15 protein-coding genes are annotated in these 20,811 nt (G+C 38.7%); 4 read left to right on the forward strand and 11 right to left on the reverse strand.

Annotation, left to right across the window (positions count from 1 at the left end):
- Window positions 1-64: 64 nt before the first annotated feature.
- From MOO45_RS07080 to MOO45_RS07130, 10 genes are all read right to left on the reverse strand, one after another.
- On the reverse strand, window positions 65-1,540 hold the full coding sequence (locus tag MOO45_RS07080; protein WP_249514213.1) for a hypothetical protein: 1,476 nt from the start codon (window positions 1,538-1,540) through the stop codon (window positions 65-67).
- Between the two features lie 159 nt (window positions 1,541-1,699).
- Window positions 1,700-2,629: a peptidoglycan recognition protein family protein gene (locus tag MOO45_RS07085; protein ID WP_249514214.1), complete on the reverse strand. Its 930-nt coding sequence runs from the start codon at window positions 2,627-2,629 to the stop codon at window positions 1,700-1,702.
- A gap of 157 nt (window positions 2,630-2,786) precedes the next feature.
- Entirely contained in the window at window positions 2,787-3,854 is a 1,068-nt protein-coding gene (locus tag MOO45_RS08160; RefSeq protein WP_317619030.1) for a glycoside hydrolase family 73 protein, read from the reverse strand.
- A gap of 259 nt (window positions 3,855-4,113) precedes the next feature.
- The gene (locus MOO45_RS07100; RefSeq protein ID WP_249514215.1) at window positions 4,114-5,637 is read right to left on the reverse strand and encodes an SLAP domain-containing protein; all 1,524 of its coding nucleotides are present in this window, start codon (window positions 5,635-5,637) and stop codon (window positions 4,114-4,116) included.
- Between the two features lie 247 nt (window positions 5,638-5,884).
- On the reverse strand, window positions 5,885-8,362 hold the full coding sequence (locus MOO45_RS07105; protein ID WP_249514216.1) for a hypothetical protein: 2,478 nt from the start codon (window positions 8,360-8,362) through the stop codon (window positions 5,885-5,887).
- Window positions 8,363-8,653: 291 nt separating this feature from the next.
- A complete protein-coding gene (locus MOO45_RS07110; RefSeq protein ID WP_249514217.1) occupies window positions 8,654-9,793 on the reverse strand; it encodes an SLAP domain-containing protein in 1,140 nt (379 codons plus the stop codon).
- A 231-nt stretch (window positions 9,794-10,024) separates the two neighbouring features.
- Window positions 10,025-12,433, reverse strand: a complete 2,409-nt coding sequence (locus MOO45_RS07115) for a hypothetical protein (RefSeq protein WP_249514218.1) — start codon at window positions 12,431-12,433, stop codon at window positions 10,025-10,027.
- Window positions 12,434-12,589: 156 nt separating this feature from the next.
- Window positions 12,590-13,126 (reverse strand): TetR/AcrR family transcriptional regulator, encoded by a 537-nt coding sequence (locus tag MOO45_RS07120; RefSeq protein WP_249514219.1) that lies wholly within the window; start codon window positions 13,124-13,126, stop codon window positions 12,590-12,592.
- A 124-nt stretch (window positions 13,127-13,250) separates the two neighbouring features.
- Window positions 13,251-13,781 carry a TetR/AcrR family transcriptional regulator gene (locus MOO45_RS07125; RefSeq protein WP_249514220.1) on the reverse strand — a complete coding sequence of 177 codons (531 nt, stop codon included), beginning with the start codon at window positions 13,779-13,781 and terminating at the stop codon, window positions 13,251-13,253.
- A 171-nt stretch (window positions 13,782-13,952) separates the two neighbouring features.
- Window positions 13,953-14,660, reverse strand: a complete 708-nt coding sequence (locus MOO45_RS07130) for an MgtC/SapB family protein (protein ID WP_249514221.1) — start codon at window positions 14,658-14,660, stop codon at window positions 13,953-13,955.
- 297 nt (window positions 14,661-14,957) lie between these two features.
- Between MOO45_RS07130 and MOO45_RS08195 the strand changes: the two genes are divergently transcribed.
- Complete coding sequence (locus MOO45_RS08195) at window positions 14,958-15,005, forward strand: hypothetical protein (protein ID WP_396022431.1); 48 nt, start codon at window positions 14,958-14,960, stop codon at window positions 15,003-15,005.
- Between the two features lie 196 nt (window positions 15,006-15,201).
- Here the strand turns inward: MOO45_RS08195 and MOO45_RS07135 are convergent, their stop codons facing one another.
- Window positions 15,202-15,927 carry a MucBP domain-containing protein gene (locus MOO45_RS07135; protein ID WP_249514222.1) on the reverse strand — a complete coding sequence of 242 codons (726 nt, stop codon included), beginning with the start codon at window positions 15,925-15,927 and terminating at the stop codon, window positions 15,202-15,204.
- Window positions 15,928-16,097: 170 nt separating this feature from the next.
- Between MOO45_RS07135 and MOO45_RS07140 the strand changes: the two genes are divergently transcribed.
- From MOO45_RS07140 to MOO45_RS07150, 3 genes are all read left to right on the forward strand, one after another.
- Window positions 16,098-16,961 carry a hypothetical protein gene (locus MOO45_RS07140; protein WP_249514223.1) on the forward strand — a complete coding sequence of 288 codons (864 nt, stop codon included), beginning with the start codon at window positions 16,098-16,100 and terminating at the stop codon, window positions 16,959-16,961.
- A 148-nt stretch (window positions 16,962-17,109) separates the two neighbouring features.
- Window positions 17,110-19,740: a hypothetical protein gene (locus tag MOO45_RS07145; protein WP_249514224.1), complete on the forward strand. Its 2,631-nt coding sequence runs from the start codon at window positions 17,110-17,112 to the stop codon at window positions 19,738-19,740.
- Between the two features lie 129 nt (window positions 19,741-19,869).
- Window positions 19,870-20,784 (forward strand): magnesium transporter CorA family protein, encoded by a 915-nt coding sequence (locus MOO45_RS07150; protein WP_249514225.1) that lies wholly within the window; start codon window positions 19,870-19,872, stop codon window positions 20,782-20,784.
- The last annotated feature ends 27 nt before the right edge of the window (window positions 20,785-20,811 follow it).

The following is a 20,811-nucleotide window of genomic DNA, read 5'->3' on the forward strand; positions in this document are numbered from 1 at the left end:
CCCCTTAAATTTCGCTATCTTTAACTTACCAGATATTCCCCATACACTAAAGCAATGTAACTTCTTAATTCCAAGTAATATTGGCCACGGGCAGTTTGGCTGGCAACCGTTTAAACCCGGTCCAAGTAGTCGTTGTTGAATCCGCATCTGGTTGCTGCAATAAATATAATTGCTTTTGATAAAAGCCAAAAATCAAGAATTCTCCCGCCGGTGTATTGACTGTTTGCTTACTTTTTTTGTCTTGTAATACGGCAGGCTCAAGCATGGCTAAATATTGCCGTGGTGGCTGCTTTCGACCATTGCGATCAATGCCAATAAAACTTTTAGGATCTTGTGTCACACTAAATTTGCCAGTCAGATTCACCCCAATGCCCGCAATCTGACTCTGATTTTGGTCAGCCAGCACCGACACAAGTTGGCGCAAATCCGCATTTGAAGCCACTGGCGTCTGCTTGAGATCACGATAATGTTGATACAGCTTGTCATATTGCTGCTTCAATGTCGGTTCACCCTTATCGGCTGGATACAACTGCAACCCTTGCGTCCCATCATCAGTCACCGGATGCAAATCTTGATTAAACAAGAGCAAATTCTTTTGACCTTGCTCCAAACGAAACTGAGATAACTTGATATTTTTGCCATATTTCTTCGAATTAGTGGCTAAATTAATCGATTTAATCGCCGGATTATCCGGATTTTGCCCACTTGTATAATAATTCACCGTCAACAAATTCTCCGGTTGAAAATACAATTTGCCATAAAGACTTTTTAAATGTCCCGAAATCGTCTGCTGCTGAAGCATCACCGGATTATCTGCGGAATTATTTTTGCTTTGCTTATCGTGAATATACAAAGTGTTCGTAAAGTGCCCTTGACGATCAATACTCAGATGCCCATACGCGCGACTCAACGCCAATAAAGCTCGATAATTATACTCACCCGCAATCGACTTGCCAGCTAATTGTGCACTAGCGAGCTTAGCTTGCGGCTTTTGTAAATGTTTCATTAAAGTCGTGCCTAATTGGTCTGAATGATGCTTTGACAGATGCGCTTGACGAACTCGTTTCTGTTTTTGACGGTACTTTTTAACCTGCTGATGATTCGTCGAAGCAATCTGGACCAGCTTCCAAGTTGCCCCTTGATAAGTTACCTGCCAGCCCTTCACTTGATACCCTGCCACCTTGCCTTGATACGCCTTTTTGACGGCTAAAATCATGCGTGGCGGTGTTGTCGCAATTGTAATCTCATGACCATCCTTATTGGACTGATAAGTCGGATTCGTGAATTTGGTATTTAACACACTGGATCCCTTCTTATCACCCAACAAATCAACATGCTGCACACTGACCGTATGGTTAGGATAAAAGCATAAGCGCTGGACATTTTGATTGGGCTTTTGGTACAAATACCAAGCCGACTTCGATTGGACCACTTGTTGATTGGCCGGCTTTTGGCGCATGCAACCAGCCATAAGCCCTAACCACAGACCACTCACAACCAGCAACAGCCAACTTCGATGCCCAATCTGTTGTTTATTCATTCCTTGATGCCTCACTTTGTGAAGAAGACTTAATCTATTTAACCATAAAAAATTCTGGACGCAAACTCATTTTAATGAAATTTAAAAATCAACCAGAAAAATAAGGCTATCAAAAGCCTTGGCCTTTAATAACCTTATCATACAAACTATCAAAAATGATTAATATTGTGATGGTGTAATAATGTGAACGCTGGAATCAATTGCCCATTCCTTCGTGGCAACGCGGTAATAGGTGTGACCCTGTGATTGTTGATGTGCACCATACTTCCATTGCGTGTCAGCCGGCAAGACCCGTGCTGGTTCTTCCTTGAAGTTACCGTTAGAATCCTTGACATATACTGGCGTGAAATTAACATCACTATTGACTTGCACAACACCATATTTGCTAGGATCTTCACCAAGATCATTGGTTGTATTACCGGCGCCATTGAGCTTGTTGTAATGATATTGAACTAATTGATAGAACTGCCACATCGTGTAACCCCATTGATTGAACCAACCAATTGGATCCGTGTGACCACCAGCAGAAGGATGATACTTATTCACCGCGTTATGTGACCAAATTGTCCCACTGCCCGTATCATCAGCTAACGATGGCTTCAAACCATATTTATTCAACATGTAAGCTGTAAAGTAAGCTTGGTTGTTAACTGACCGAACAAAACCATCATATGTTGATTCCTCGCATAACTCAATCTGAATGAAACGTTGGTTCGCCCAATAACCAGCTCCCCAAACCCCGTAATCAGTGCTATGAATCTGCAAAATGTGGTTCGCATCGGCAAACGCATGCACATAAGTCTGCGCATTTTGCCATTCGCGATTAAAATAAGTCACTTCATCCCAAGCAGTGGCACCCGGGGTGGCAGTTTCGTGAATCACAACCCCTTCAGGCTTACCAACGCCATTCTCATAACCAAACCATTGGTCAAAAGTACCATTGACTTGTTGAATATTGCTGGGCTGAATGTTATTACGCTCAATATAATCATTGATAGATTCAGCATGCACCGTTTGATTAGACCAGCCAATAAATAAGGCCAAACCACTCAAAACTGATAGCCAAAGTGCTAATTTCTTCTTCAACATTCGGATCTCCTCTGTCTTTAATCTCATAACTATCTTAACAAGAATCATACGGGACAACAACTGCTTTAACAATCGTGTAACATAAACGCAAACATTTTGCCTCACACACAATAAAAAAAGCACTATCGCAAGGGATAGCGCTAAAATTAACTCATAATTAAGAAATCACTGTTGTATCGTCACCTAAGACCCATTCGTTCGTAGCCACACGGTAATAATTGCGACCATGAATCACCTTCACCTGATCAGTCTTCCAATCAGTATCCTTTGGCAACACCCGTGACGGAATATAAGTCCCGTCAGATTTGTATAACCAAGCAACCTGTTGCACATTCGTCGTCCGCACTACATGTTTGAATGGTTGAATCTCGTTACTACTGCCATTAACATTACTGCTGCTATCAGCATTCCCTGTATTACTTGGAATATTTGCCGCAGCCGCCGCATCGTTGTCATATTGCGTCAAATTATAGGTATCAATAATATTATTCAACTTGCTGGCATAAGATGGATCGGTGGCATAGCGACCTTGCAACCATGCGGTAGCATCACGATAGCTCGTTGTATTCTCGCGCCAAGTCCCACTATAATAAGAACTATCCCAACTCAAACCATAGCGCAACTTATCACCATTATCGTTGAATGACTCTAAATAACTAGGATATTTCCGAAAATTAGCATTCACCGTCACATATTGGCCATTCACCCACTCCAAAGTTGGCATGGAAACACAAGCACCATTGTAACTACCCTTAATTCCAAATAAATTGTAATTAGGAGCTTGCGACAAAGTTGAAGTGCCCCAACCACTCTCCAAAATCGCTTGCGCCATCATTACTGACGGATACAAGTTACGCGAACTAGCCGCTTGTTGCGCATAAGGCGCAATCTTATCAATGAACGCCTGTTGAGTGGAAGTTGCCACAGAAGTGGTCACGTCACGCGTGCTGATAGCTGGGGTCGCCGTCGGTGCCACCGGACTAACTGTCGGATCAGCATCTTGCGGTGCAATCACTTGCCCTTGATCTTGGGTTGATTGTGTTGCCGCTTGCGCAACTTGATGGTTCACTTCCGGTTGCGTACTGGACACCTGTGAATTGGATGATGTTTGTGTTTGCGTGGAAACCGTTTGGTCCGCTGCTTGAATCGTTGCTGCCAGGTTAGGGATAACAGACGATGTTAACACAGCAGCTGTTAAGGTTGAAGTAATGATCTTTTTACTCACAAAAAATTCCTCCATTAAAGATTACATCCTGTATGTTACATGGTCTGCTCTTGTGATTGCAAGTGATTCAATCATTTGTTACGTAAATAAAACATTGCACGATTATTTGTAACTAAACTATCAGATATATACAAATTGAATACAAAATCTATAAAAATATCCTGAAAGTTTTGCTATGCAAATCGAAGACATCAAAAAAGCCTCTCTTCCGAGAGACTCTTTTTCGCTATTATCATTATCTTTTAGAATTATTAAACCATTAGTAAGGTTGAGCTGAACCAGAAACAGATGACAACCATAATGTTGGTGTTACTTTGTAGTAAGTGTCACCGCCAAAGTTGGCTTTCTTGTCATAACGCCATGAAGTACCAGGAGCTAAGACACGAGCCATGTTAGCAACAAACTTGCCATCTTGGATCTTGAAGGTAGCTGTATAGAAACCATCATTCTTAGTTGTGAAGGCACCATCTTCAGCAACTGTGTTAGTAATTGATGAATCAGAAGATGAGTCTGAAGAAGAATCATCCGATTTAGCAGCATAACTTACATCAGAAGCAGCAACATATTCCGTAGTTGCGACACGGTAGTATTGCTTACCATCAGCTAAAGTAGTTAATTTAGTATCGGTATACCATGCAGTATTAGCAGGTAAAACACGAGAAGGAATTAACTTACCATCAGCTCTATGCAATTGAGCATAACCAAATTTAACATCCGGATTAACAGTTACAACACCATTAATCTTTTCAGATTTACTTGGTACATTAGCGTCATTAGATACTTTAATCGGTGTCACAACATTAAATGAACCATCCGTAAGTGTTGCAAGTGCATGATTAACGTAAACTTTAGTATCGTTACCTGTACCGTTATTATTACCAGCAGTTCCAACTTTGCTTACAGTTGCAACTTGACGATAGTAATAAGGATTTCCCTGTCCATCAGCAGCTACAAGTTTACCACTAACGTTTTCCCATGTACCATTATTTGGATCTGTTGTCCGTTGAACTTTCACACTAGTAACATTTCGACCATTAGAGAAAGCAGGTACATCATTACCATTTTGATCTACTGCACTAAGCTTAGCAGAACTAGTTACTTCATACTTAGCTACATCATCATTTAAAGATGCATTAATCTCAGATGGAGTAGTTACATAAAGTGAACTGATATTCTGAGGAGTATCTGGCTTAGGAACATTAATGGAAACAGAAGTAGTACCATACTTGTTGTTACCATTGACAACCGTATAATTGATTTTGAAAGTACCACCATTATCTAGAGCTTGACGAGCATAATATGCAATATCACCATCATTATAAAGATCAGCACTTTGAGAACCATTACTGTATGATTCAGTAACTGCTACATTGTAACCATCACCACTAGCAAGCTCACTATCGCCACTACCAACAATAGAATTAGAAGCTACAGTATTGTTTTTCGCTTGAATTTTGCCTAAGAGGCCGTTGAAAGCGACCCCTGATGAATTAGTAAATTCAACAATATTTCGAACATTCTTACCGTCATAGCCTAATTCTTGTTCCAAAGTAGTTTCAAGAGCGGAATTATCTAATATTTTGCTATCTTTGCTTGTATCTAAACTATTGTAACTACCAACAGTTCTGAAGACATTATTAGCAGTTTCATCCTTTGCTGAACTTGTTGCAGCGTTAACTGTTTGAACACCAGAAACTGAACTAATTGCAGGAGCAGCTACAGGAGCAACAGCTAATAAAGCTGCAGCTACAACGCTAGCACCCATTAATGAAGATTTTTTCATAATTGGTATTCCTCCTTAAATTTCTAAATAATTATAATCAATATTGATACAATATTCCACCATAATGCAAAAAATGATGATCCTTGGTAGTCGCTAAATATCACATTATTTAGGAAACAGAATATTTAATCAATATCTCATACCAACAACAACATTTTAACGCATTTCTGATGGTTTGCAAGGCTTTTAACGCCAATAATCATTTTGTAAAATTTTTGTTACATAATCATAATATATAAACAAATTATCAATTTAAGCTATTGACTAGAGTCCAAGTCATATCACCAGAATATGTTCCTGCTGGTGACGCATTTTCGGGTCTTAATTGCCATTGATTCTTACCACTAACATAAAACGTCAAATCGGCGGTAAACGGCACATTTACTTGCGTATCTGCGAAGCCATCAGACTTAATCAACACACCACTGGGATTGACATCAAAGTATTGACCCGCATTGTAATTGGGATCACTGGAAAGACGTCTAAAGCCTAAGATGGAGCCAGAGTTACTACCCAAAAGTTTGTTGGGCATACCTAGCAGACTTAAACCATTTTTTAAACTAACCGTGATCCGATACCCTTTTTTAGTTGATGTATAACGATTAACAAGAAGCGTCCCTGTAAACGAACTAGACCCCAACGGATGGGTAATTGCATTCAAAGAACTACCAAAATCCAGTAATTGCGGCACGCTTTTCAGATAAGTCGTATCTTGCGGCCGGGTAATCACAAACGGATTGGTTGACGTTGATTCTGGCACACCACTAGTGGTTTGACCTGAAATGGTGGCTGTATTAGCAATATTGGTCACTTTATCTGGATCCAAATCGACGTTAAAAGTGACTTCAATGATTTGCCCACTGGTAAATGGTTGACCATTAGCAGTCTGCAAAGTCAAGTTCGATGAAGCAGTATTCGACAATGAACCACTTTTAGTGAGCGCCGTTCCTGCATCGGTACTGCTTTTTTTCACAACTGCTCGTAAACTGCTAGGCTTATACGTCCACCCAGCAGGCAATGGATCAGCAAAATTGATTTTAGAAGCCAATTGATCACTGCCGTTAGGATCAATTTGGTAAGCAAATTTGAGCTGCGCTTGTTTTTGGTTCGGGTCTTGCGGACGCCAAGTTAAACCACTGTTACTCATTGCCCCCACTGCACCAGAAGCAGAAACAAAACCGCCCGTTTGTGTCATCGTCGCACCATACTTAAAGTCGGCAACTTTTAAAGATTCATTCGAAGATTTAACCAAGGTCGTCCCATTGTAAATAGAAGCGGTATTCGTCAAAGTTTTTTTAGAAGCGGAACTCTTAATGTGCGCATCAAATTCCACGGTCAAAGTCTGATCATCACTTAAACTATCCGTACCAGAAAGAAGGATTGAATTACCACTGCTCTTGTTGACCAACTGACTATCAGTCCCGCCATTTTTTGTAAATTTAATTGAGTTAAGATCTAACTTCAAATCAGATGGCAAGGTATCTTGAAATTTATCGAAAGGTAAACTGCTGTCGACACCTTGATTCATAAAGGAGAGTTTAAAATGTACTGGCGCTTGATCAGCACCAGCCTGATATTCTGATTCAGATGAACCGGTTTGCTTATTGGTAATTTGTTGAGTCAACGCTGGTATTGAACCTGTTGGTTGTGGCCAAAGTTGAAATGCATACTTAGCTGTTTGCCCGGGCGCTAAAGTGGTCGGCTTCCAAACCATACGCATAGTAGCTGATTCCGCTGCATCACCGGCTTCATACCACATTTGGTCGGTTCCCTTATGCAGTAAATCCCCTCTGGAACTATTAGCAATCGTACTGTTCATCGCTTCATTAATGCCAGATGGAAAGAAGGGGCTCGATGCTTGTTTAAACGGGGGCTGGAGCGCCATTGACGAAATTGATGTATAGTCAGGACCATTGGGGACTTTGGTCAAAATATTATATCTTCCCTTCGTTGGACTTGATAGTTTACCCTTTTTCGGGGGCATTGGCGTATAAAAGCCCTTATTACCACCTAAAGAACGCACGTCAATGCTCGCGCTATAACCATAAAAAGGATACGCATACTGAGGTCTAGGAGCAAAAAGACTACCATGAACAATCCGATAAGTTTGTGTTTGTGTTTGTGAAATATTTTTAATACATAATTGTTGCGTGATTAATTTAGGATTTGTGGGATCATCTGGTGTAAAAGATTCCTCAAATTCCAAATTAGGGTAGTCATGAACAAAGCCTACAATTTTAACTGATCCATGACTAATGTCTCCAAAATTTCTCAGTGAACCAGTATTCATCGGTGGATACGACCACCTTATCTCTCCATCGGCCTGTGCCACAATTCCATCACCGCCAATTAAATTGCTTCCCTGATCATTGGGAGATAGTAAAGCATAATCCAATGACAAATTATTAAAACCTCTTTGTCCACTATAGTTACCAAATCCAGCAACAAATAAATAAATTTGGTTTTTATACATAGTTGCTTCATAAATCATAGAATTTGTGTAGTAAGTAAAAATATCGGTGGTATAATCCTCCGCAAAATCTGTTTTAAGAGGACCTGTCCAATCACTAGGATTTTGTGACATTCCGTCATCAGGAAAGTCCGTTAGTCCCGGCGTCGCTCCTTGAACGTTCAGACACTGCATGTAGTTCCCCAACCACACAAAAAACAAAGCTATGATCAACTTCCCCAATAGCTTCGGAATAGATTGCATCTTAAACCCCATATACTTCCCCTATACTATCTTTTTTAAGATCTTCTATTAATTATTTAGCTACGCATTAAAAATATGATGAATATATTATAAAAATATAATTTTATATGAACATTATAAATTTAAACAGTCCAAAAATAAACCCCTTTTTCTAAGCAAGAGATAATTATGACACATGATTGCGACCAGTCAACGCGTCAACAAAACAACAAGCCGGATAGATTATTGAAGATAAATTCAAACAAATAAAAAACGACTTAATTTTAAAAAAATCAAGTCGCCTTAAACTTTAATTCATTTCAATTATTTAGTTACACTACCACCAGTAGCTAAAACCCATTCGTTTGTAGCCACACGATAATAAGTTTGACCATTCCATACTGCTTTTTGATCAACGCGCCACTGTGTTCCTTGTGGTAATAAACGTGCAGGAACTTCTTCAAAAGTATTGGCTTGAGTCAACTTTTGAAGAGTCAAATAACCACTTGAAGTATTGGCAACTGTAAAGACGCCGCTATCACTTGTAACTTGAATATTAGACGGTGCAAAGTCGACTGCATCCGCTAAGACATACTCGTTAGTGGCAACTTTGTACATCACACGACCATCTGTAAAGGTCACTTTAGCAATAGTTCGCCAAGCACTGCTTGCAGGTAAAATCGTACCTTCCACTTTGTTGCCATCATGATTGTAGACAGCAACATCTTGATCGTCCTTAATAGTCACAACACCATATGCTGTATCTGAAGAAGCAATCGTTACGGGATAACTAGGAGCTTGAATATTACTTGATGAAGCTGGAGTCGTAGCTGCTTGCGGCTTAGTAACATTTACAGTTAAAGTCTTTGAGGCAACTTCACTATCATCTGATTTATCTTGTAATGTCAGTGTTTCTTTGAGATCGCCACCATTTTGTGACAAGTTAGTCCACAAATCTTTCAATTGATCACTATTGGCGTTTTCTGAAGTCACTGCAATAGGAGTACCATTATTCAATGAAACCTCAGATTTCAAATTATACTTGTAGGCAATTACCCACATATCAGAAGCAGTCGTCTTCGCATCAGCACCATTGTTGTAGAAATAGCTTGCTAAACCGTTAATTGTACCATCTGGATTTACTAAACCAACCTTTGAACCGTCAGGATTGTTACTATTAGTACCAACAGTATTACCACCACGATTAAAGAACGTTTGACCGTCCGTACCAAAGGTTTCACTTAATTGAGCAGTCGTAAAATTCAATGGTGAGCCTGATAAATTATTCATAAAGTTTATAATCGTTTGACTATCGTCTGGATCAGCAACCTTAGTATTAATACTTGAAGAAGTCTGATCTGAATTAGCATCAGCAAACACAATCGTCCCAGTCGATGCTATGGGAGCTGCTGCCAATAAGGCTGCTAAAACAACACCTGAAAATTTCCATTTTGATTGTTTCATTTTTATTCCTCCTAATTTAACTATAATGCACATTTATAATACTATTTTAATTCAAAAATGTAAAATTTATATAATAGAAAGTAATTATAATTTGTTTATAATAATTATTTCAATAAATATGTGGTATATATTATTTTTTATAAAAAATTGCATTTAAATTATGATGTTTGCATCAAAAAAGACCCACCAAGTAAATTTTACTTGATCGGTCTTCTTTTAAAGCTTAACTAATTAGTTCGCTGAATTATAACCATCATCAGCTAGAACCCATTCATTCGTGGCAACACGATAATAATTGCGTCCATACCAATAGGCCTTTTTATCATATTTCCAAGCGGAACCCTGCGGCAAAATCCGCGACGGAATCTTCGTAAAAGTACCATCTGAATCCCACTTACGTAAAGCCGTATAAGTTTTGCTTATAGTGAAGACACCTTGCGTAGTGTCGATAATCTGCGCAGCAGGTACGTAAAGAAAGTCCGCATTCTCAGCTAAAACATACTCATTGGTTGCCACCCGATACATAATCCGTCCGTCCGAAAAGACCACCATTTTATCCGTCTTCCAAGCTGTTTGATCGGCTAACATGCGGTTAGCAACCACATTACCGTCTTTATTATACAGAATGGCCAGTGGAACTTTGACAGTTACAACACCCTTAAATGGCACTACATTGGTAATCTTCGCTGGTGCGGCAACATGAACTTTCAAAGTAACTGGTTGAACATCCTTGACGGCCTGACCATTTTGATCAACTACTTGCAAAATTTCCTGAGCATCACCGCCAGTTTTAACTAACGTGTTCCAAGCATCTGTTGCTGCTTTATCTGACTTATCCAACGCCACGGGATTATTATCTCCCACTTTGAGACTCGCTTTAATTGCATATTTATCTGCAACTTGATAGAAAGCTTTCGCGTCAGCCTGATTGACATCATTTTGATATAATTTGCCCGCTAACGCTGCTACTTGACCAGCTTGATTAATTAAGCCTTGGTGCTTATCCGTCGTCTGAATCGCTCCGCTATAATTGAAGTCAGTGTCTTTGAAGAACTTCTTAGCCTGATCATTCGTTAACTGCAACGGTTCGGTCGCAAAATGACTCTGAAAGTTCTGAATTAACTTGCTATCAGACCTATCATCAACATTAATTACATCTTTGGCATCGCCAATTTTGAGATTTAACGTGATTTTAGGTGTATAAGCGCTCGAATCTTTGGTATTATTGAGAATTAAAATTTCCTGTGCACTACCACCATTTTGTGCTAATTGATCCCATTTAGCCTGAATTGTACTCATATTATCTGGCGTAATTTCAATGGGTGCTTGCTGGGGATCATAGCTCAAGAACGATTTAACCTGATAGCGGCTGCCAATATCCCACATATTTTGTGCGTCAGCCTGATTGGCATCACCTTGATAGAATTGACCAGCTAAGCCATAAACTTTGCCGTAGACGTCTAATAAGCCCTGATTATCCGTTGTCCGTGCCAAAGGACCGCTCAGATTTAAGAAATCGATCAACTTATTGCTGGAACCAGTCTTTTTATCGGCATCGGCACTGGCATACTTTTTGGCATCATCTAAAGTCATAGCAACGGGATTACTGCTAAAGTGTGTTTGGAAAGCTTTCACCCGTTTTTCAGATTGATAATCATAATTTTCCGTGCCGACTTGGCCCTTCAAGACAATCGGTGCAATATCCTGACGAATATTGCCATCTTGATCAGTGAAACTAATAATTTCTTTGAAAACGGCACTCTGTTTGGAACCATCGCCTAATTTCTTATAAGCAGCACTAATTTTGTCTTTATTAGCTGGTGTGACTTCATATGAACTAGCTTCTGTCTGAAAAATGACCTTAATCGGGTAATCGTTTGCGATGCTCTTCAGGGCTTTAGCAGCAGCTTGATCCACGTCACCATTGTAATAATAACCAGCCAGTCCTGTGATATTATTATCACTATCAATCAATCCTGATTCTAAGTTACCACTCGGATTAAATATATATTTATCTCCCAACGCCTTTGCTTGCGCTGTTGGCAAAACTAATGTTTTCTTAGAAAAATTATTACGAAAAGCATCAATTTTTTCTTGAGGAGTAGCATTCAGATTACTTTGCGTCTTTTTGATGCGGAACTTCAATAAAATATCTGTCTTTTGATCGGAATCAGCTTTAGCAGTCAATTCAATTTGGGCATAATAAGTCCCCTCTTGATTCTTAATTGTATCCCAATCTGTTGGCGTTTTTTCGTCAGACTCTAAAATCGTTGTTTTAACGTCATAATCATCACTCATGTCCTTGAGTGCCTTGGCGTCTTGTTGACCAAGATCACCATTATAAAAATAACGGGCAAAACCCTTTAACTGACCATTATCCTGAATCAAATTATTCTTCGTCGAATCTGTCAAACTATCATAATCCGGATAATCTTGAAAATTTGGTGCAAAAGTCACTGCACTATTAGAGAAATGACTCTTAAAGTTATCCAGCAACGCCTTATCATCAGCTTTGGTTTTGACATCTGATTTGCTGGCAACTTGATGGGGCGCAGCATTCACTGGTTGCACCGCTAATGGTGCTACTGCCAAGAAAGCTGTTAAAGCCATGCTAGCGCTAAGTAATGTTGATTTCCTCATTGAAAAACCTCCTTAATTCTTATTGAAATGGAAAAAATAGTGTAAATTTATCCCATTTATGAAACATACACATTTTATCACAATCAAAACCATTTTATTAAAAAAGCTTGAACTAAATAATCATTAGTCAAGCTTTAAAATTGTCAAACTATTAATTTACTTAGTTGGCCCCATATCCAACAGAATTTCACTGATTTGTTGTGGTGACAAATCTAATCCACGATGAATCCACACCTGAATGACAGAAATAATCCCCGCAATCGTATAGAATTCTTGATAATCGTTGCCACAACTTTGAGTATAAACATGCCTCTGTCGCGAAAGATAAACTAAATCATTAATAAATTTATGACTGACTGGGCCATGAAACATAACTTTCACCGTTTCTACATTATCTTTGACATAGTTCACCACATCCATGTACAGCTTAAACAATTTATCCTGTTCAGAATCATCAGACAATTGATAATAATACAAATAATCGCTACACAAATTAATAATGTCGTGTTCAATCTCCAACAAAACATCCATCGTCGAACCATAATGAGCATAAAAAGTTGAACGATTAATTGGCACGCTGTCGCATAGTTGCGTCACTGAAATATCTTCAATGCGATGCTTTTGTAACAATATGATCAGTTCTTTTTGGATACTCCCCTTAGTACGTCTCACACGCCTATTTTCCTTGATCATGATTTTCACACTCCCCTAACAATACCTCCATACACTGTTCATCATACAACTAAATTCTTCTTCCATCAAAAAATCAATTTTTGAATTTAGGTACAAAAAAACTGCCTTTGAAGGCAGTTGTCTATTAACGTGTTAACTTAGCTAAATCAGCACTAATTTCTTCCACTGGCGTCTGCATATTTTCCTTGAACCACATTCTGACAGCGGCTAGTGTCCCAAAAATAATATAAGTGGATTGAAAATTCGTCAGTTTAGAACCATGCAATTCACTGATTTCTTCAGCTAACCGTGTTAAATCGTGCTCAAAACTTTCAGAAACACTAGAATTGATTAAAATTTTTGTAACCTTGACGTTTTCCTGCACATACTTAAAAAAGCGCATGTAGTAATCATACAGGGTATATGGATCACTATTTTTATTAATTAATTGACTTTGAATAAAGTCTTCAATTTTGCCAACCATTTTACGTTCAAGATTTTCCAAAACTTCACTGGTATTGCGGTAGTATATGTAAAAAGTAGAACGATTTATTTCCGCTTTCTCACAAAGCCGTTTCACAGTAATTGTCATCAAATCGCTATGTTGCAACAGCTCTACTAAAGATGTCTCGATCGCGTTTTTAGTGTATTCCACCCGTCGGTCGTGTAAACTCATGTATAACTTTCCCCTTAGTTGAATGAACTCTTATTAAACTGAATTGCCTCCCAACAAATCAATTTTCCCCGAAGAACATCAGATAAATTAACTATACACTATCTACTATAAACATCCAACTCCAAAACTTCCAGTGTAAATCATTAAAAACGCAAATTAAATTGAGAAAAATTAAACACTAATCATTTTAATCGACATCACATTTTGATTCATCGAAATATCCTCAATAATATCGGAATAATTCATTTTGTTAGGAATTTCGATTTCATAAATGTTCGTATAAACGCGATGTTCTGGATCACTCTGACTAACATTAAAGTTCACATCACGAACAGTAATCTTATGCTGATTAAAGTACTCCTGAATAAATTCTTTAGTTTCACGTTTGTGACGATATTCAATCATTATCTTTTTCACTGGTGTAATGTGTAAGACCCGCTTCAAAAAACCAAGCACAATAAAAATCACAATCGTCCCAGCAATCGCAATATCGTAATTGCCCATACCTGCCGCTAAGCCCAAGCCCGCTACTGTCCACAAACTAGCTGCCGTGGTCAAACCACGAACCACATGATGCTGTACCAAAATAGTCCCAGCACCCAAGAAACCGACACCACTGACAACTTGCGCAATCAACCGCGCATCATCAGCACGTAAAACGCCGGAATACTGCGGATATTTGGCCGCCATATTCAGGGCATTAAACCCAATCTCTTTTTGAATTAAGGCAATAATACAAGCCCCAACGCACACCAAAATATGCGTCCGCACTCCTGCTGAATGGTTCTTCTGTTGGCGATTATAGCCAATCAAACCTGCACACAACACTGACAGCAATAGCCGCAAAATAATTTCACTTAATGGTAACGACATGTTCATTAACTTCGCTAACCTCCTGTAAATAATATAATTTTATCTATTATACGCATTTTCGAATAAAAGTATAGGAGAAAGTTCGGAAATTGAACAATAATGTTTAATTTTTGAATAGATTTGTGGAAATAAAAAAGAAATTAACTCAAATAAATATTTGGATTTTTGCTATAATTAATTTTGTAAGAAGTTTTATGGGCGGTAGCTGTTTGTTCTCAAGGAGGTGCTTGCGTATGAGAATACGGAAGAAATCTGACGAAAGGCTCACAGCATTACTTGAATACTTATCAAGTATTGATGATTATGATTGCTTTTGGCACACTTGTTGCCACAATCATGAATCACAAGTAACAAAAAAGCCGTTCCATTCAACTTTAGGATAGTTATGGAATGACTTTAAAAATTTTATAACCATGCTACTGCCTTTAAAGCAGCTTACTTAGGAAAAGTCAGTGTTACCAGCGCTGGCTTTTTCTTTTACATACACATTATAACACGAATTAAATTTTTGATAACTAAATTGTGTTTTTATTTTCAACATCAATTTTTAAATCAAATTGACGCGTTTAGCTTTAATCCACTGACTATCCACAATGTGATAAAACAAATCTTGATTAACTTGAATTTGCCGATCAATAGTGATCTGACTGCCATTATCTAATAACTGATCCAGCAACTTCTGCGCCGTCAAATTCTGCTGGTCAATTTGCCACAAAGCCACCTGGGTACCTTCAGGAATGCTAACTTGAGCAGTAGCCGCAATGGCCGTAGTCAGCGGACCATAACTATCATCATTGTTTTGTTCCAAATCAAACTGTACATCCTCTGCGCGGACCCATTGATCAACACCGACATTATACAAAGTCGTTTGGGATAATTTTTTTTGTTGATAAAATTGCAAGTAAAGTCCAGACATCAAGGTATCCGATTGCGGCTGATTCATAGCGTTAACGATTGGAATCTCTTGTCCTGCTTGACCTCGAATCCGCAAACGATCATGATCTTTAGTTTGTTGATCGGACCAAGCAACCATTTCTTGATATTGAGCCTTAGTTTGATAACGCAATTCAATTTGTTGAACTTGATCCTCGGTAAATAGCAGCGGCTGTCCTTCTTCTGCAGTTCTTTCAATTTTCATAAAGTAAACATAGCCGTCAATTTGGGGAATTTTATATTCAATTGCACTCCCCACTGTCCCAATTAACTGTTCTGCTGGCAATAGCTCGTTCATTTGTGCATCTAAATATTGCACCACAGCCTGTCCCTGCGCCATTTTTTGTCCTCCATTGTTGCATTCTTATTCTTATTATACCAACCATCACTATTTCGCGCAGATTTTAATGGCGAATTTTACAAAGACTTTATATTTTTGTGAAATTTGTTGCACCAAAGTTATCCCCCCAAACGACCATGTTATACTAATGGCATCGGAGGTTTTCATCAATGAAAAAAAAATTATTATCCATTGTTTTACTGACGGCGGGCATTTTTACTTTAACTGGTTGTCAATCTAACTCACAATCCAGTCAAAACAAGCAAAATCAAAGTTATACGACGATTATGGACAAAGCCCAAAATGCCGCCGACAAGCACGATTTCCAAGCGGCCGAAGCATATTATCAATCCGCTAGTGCCGTTAAAAGCAGTGACAAAAAGGCTAATGCTTATCAAAGACAGGCTCACGATCTCAAGCGAGCTGAAATGTTCATGCAAAAATATCATTTTGCTGACGCCAAAAATTCGTTAAATTCTGCTAAAAAAGTTGAAAACGGGTCATCAGATTTAACCAAATTTGCTAATAAGCAGCTCAAAATTGTCAAAACAGTGTTGAAAAAGCGTGACGATTTTCATGCTAAATTAGAGCAAATTGATCAAGCTAACGACCAAAATAATTATCAAAGTGCTTACCAACAGACCGTGCAATTGGTGAAAGACGATACTTTCCATCAAAAATATTATGGTGACTTATATCAACAGGCGGTCGAAATTCTGCTCAGCAGTTCACAAAATTTACCGGGTAAAAATAATAACAGTAACAGCAATCCAAGCAACCAACAAACCAACAATAATCCAAAAAATAGCGATACCGCAAACGTGACGGGAGCGCCAGGTGAAACTGACGTCGTCAAGAATAAGACAGCCAACGGCAAAGCAATCACTGACAGTGACATTCAAAAAGCACGGCAAGAGTTAAGTGCCCAAGGCATTCAAGAAAAAGCCGCGAGCGATAGTGATATCATTCGTGCCATTCAAAAGGCCGCAGCCGCTGGTCGCACCAAAGTGACTCCCAACGATATCGATTCTTAAACTAAATTGGTCTTAACCAAAAGTCTGGACGCTAATCTCTTTGAGATTAGTGTTCAGACTTTTTCTTATAATTTCATGAGCTTAATATTATAATTACAATTCTTTTTATATTAGTATAACTTTACCAATCAATAAAGGGAGTTTTCTTATGCAGGGTGTGACCCGATTTAAAATTAATTTATCCCCCGCTTTGAGCCTTATTGCTCTGATAATCTTATGTATTGTCTATCTTCCAACCGTAAAAGCCGATATTTTAGGATCAGATGATCCTTCAGCAATTTTAGATGATGACGAAATTTTGCCGGCCTTACCTGATAATTTTCAAAGTATTGATCAGTTGGCCGCGGCACATCCGGTTTCTGATGCAGGTGTGACCGTCAGCGATCAAGATTACACCTTTCGTCCACATTTTAGCGCTGAACCCACCATTGATTCTTTTGTTTATGATGCCAACACCAAGGGCGAGATCACGACTGATTTTAACGACCCACACATGAAAGGACATCGATATTTAAAGCTGTCCGCAGAAAACAACGCCACTGATTTAGGTGTCACCGTTATCTATAAAAATGTGGGTACTTATAACGGCAAAAATTTAGATATGCAAGTCCATTCCACTTTTCATTTGCCGGGTACTAGTTCTGAACGTTATGGTGCCGTGGGAATCAACAAAGATGATTTTTTGAACCTTCATTTGCGGTCACGTGGTAGCGGTTGGGCTGCTCATAATCAAATTACCTTTTATGAAGCTGGCACCAAAAATCGCGTAACTGTCAAAGGTTATTGGAATTTCACCGGCATTAATAAAGCCAAACTATTAACGGTTACGCCGGATTTAACACCAAATAATGACACGATTTATTATCAGTATCAAGGTGCAGCATCCAACGAAATTGGATTCAAACAAACAGGTGACACTTATCAATTCCTAAGCACTGACAAAGCTGGAAATATGGATACCCAATTTACTATGCGGTTTGCTAGTGACACCAACGAGGCATTTGAATATGGATTCGACGATCCCAGCATCGGCTCCAAAAATGCCACGGTTGGAATTAACTACACTGATCAAAATATTTTTTCATATACGCCAACTAATCCGAAAAAAGCAGGAAAAAATGCGACCGAGTTTAATGCACCATATAATGCATTATTCACCGTCCAGCAAGACATTGCGCCGCTGGAAAAAGTTGGCCGTCCTTACAGCACTTTTACAATCACTGATAAGATTAATGCCAATCTTGACATTGACCACCAAAATACCCGCGTGGTAGATCAAAATGACCACACTGTTTCCGGCGCAGATCGACTTTTTCAATTGAATTTTGGTGCTGATAACACAATTACTGCTACCGTGAATACCGCTGCTTTAAAACAAACAAATGAAACTGCGGCTAACTATTTTTACAATAACAAATACGTTTTAAAAATTTACGGTCGTTTAAAAACCGACACCGATGTAACCTCACTAACACCTAGCACGATTAATCCCACTCAAGTCACGGATCCTGATTTTGATCCTAACGCTAATTACTACAACATTAGTAACCAAGCCACCACAAGTGTTAATGGAACGGAGTTAAAATCACCAATAGCTAACGCGAACGTTTTAAGTCCAAAAAATTGGTGGTACACCAAGGATAATCAATTATATATTCGCAATAGCGCTATCGGTCAATACACCGGAACAGCACCTTGGACAACACAAGCTAACAACATCACGAATGTGCATTTCGGTACCAAGGTGACTTTAAACAACACCCAAGATTTCCTCAAAAACATGTTCAATTTAACTAACGTAACTTTACCAGCAGATTTGGACACCCACTCTAGCACTGACTTTTCTGGCTTTTTTATGAATGATGACCACTTGACGACCATCATTGGTTTAGGCAATTTACAATTCAATAATGCGCAAAATTTAGCCAATATGTTTCAAAATACTGGGCTATCACAATTGACTTTGCCCACCAATTTTGCCATGACACGAAATGTAACCAACTTCGACAATTTTAGCAGCCATAATGCCAACTTAACTAAGCTAGACCTCAGCCAGCTCCAAATGAATGCAAATGCTAGCACCCACAACTTTTTTGCAGAGACGAATCAACTGAACAAGCTAAAACTCGGTCCAAACAATCATTTTGAACCTAACGACCAAACCAGTTTGACAGCGTTGACTAGTGGCACAGTTAGCGATAACAATGCTTGGTCAGGTACAACCGGTAAGTGGCAAAATGATCTCAATTCTAACACCCACACTTCCGAGCAATTGATTAATTCGTATCAGAATAACAACCCTAATCATCCGCAGAGCGTCATTGAATACACACCGCAAGTGGCTAATTTAGTTTATTTCAAGGAAATTCCCGACAATTTGACTTTTGGTCCGATCATTTTGGATAGCTCGGACCAAGTCCAAGATTACAAACCGAATGCACCGAACAAACAAATCGTCGAAGTCGAAGATTTGCGCAACAGCGAACTCCAAGGAAAAAACTGGCAGGTTTCTGTCAAAGCCGATTCCTTCACTTATCAAAGCGACACTGGTCAAAATGAAGCTACGGATCAAATTAGTTTGGCTTTGAACCAAAATATTATTACCAACCAAGCCTATCCTCTCGAACACAGTAAGCAAACCGTTAATGGTGATTCTTATCAATGGAAGCTTGATCGCCAAAATCAAACAGGCTTGACTGTCAAAATTAATCCAAGTGCTGATTTAATTTCCCAAGATTATCAATCCAACATCACTTATACCCTCGCTAACAGCTTGTGATCCCTCAATCATAAGCTGTTTTTCGTTATTACTATCACATTTAGCATTTTGCACAGTTCCAAATTTGGAGTATGATGATGATTACAAATGATATAAGGCTTTTTCAGGCTTAGAACTGAGGTAAAACTAATGATTCAAACCACTGTTTTAACAGACAATTTGAACCTGGTAGCGACCAAACATCTGGACGCTGACGATCTGCAAGAATTACAAAATACTTATCAAATTAAACCAGATATCATCAAATACGTAACGGATTTGGACGAAAATCCCAACTACGATTACGACCCACTCTCGCACACGCAATTGCTCATTATCCAAATTCCTAATTTGCTGAAAGCTAAAGATCTACAATATGACACTCAGCCGATTGGCTTACTTTTATTCCAAGATAACCTGTTTACCTTCAATCAAAGCAACAGTTTATTTTTTGAGCAATTAATCCAACAAGTTGCCACCAATAAACCACAACTAGAACCGCAGCAACTGATTTTGAATATCATCTTAAAATTAATGGATAGTTTTGTGCCTATCATTCACAAATTTACACAAAAACGCAATCAATTAGCGCAAGCTTTACGGCAAAAAATTAAAAATACAGATTTGATTTCACTTTCTTTTTTGCAACAAAGTCTCAGCTTGTTTTACAGCGGAATTGCTTTAGATGTCAGCGTCATCAAACATCTGCCTCAAACACAATTTGTGAAACATATCGCGGCTACTAAAACTATTAATGCCGCTTTGATTGATGCTTTAGTTGAGGGCCAACAGGTCCAACAAATGGTCGAAACCGAGCTGGGCGTGGTGGAACAAATTTCTAACACTTTCAATGTGATCGCCAACAACAACTTGAACAGCACGATGAAATTATTGACAGTTTGGTCGTTAACCTTGACAATTCCAACTGTAATCACCGGATTTTACGGAATGAATGTGGACTTGCCTTTTTCCAAAATGCACAGTGCCTGGCTTATTATTATTTTAATCATTGTATTAAGCTCCATTTGGTTATTGCTACTTTTGAAGCATCACAAAAAATTATAAAAATAGTCGTCTACCTCTTTGGGCAAA

The organism is Bombilactobacillus folatiphilus, assembly GCF_023380265.1.
Classification (GTDB): Bacteria; Bacillota; Bacilli; order Lactobacillales; family Lactobacillaceae; genus Bombilactobacillus; species Bombilactobacillus folatiphilus.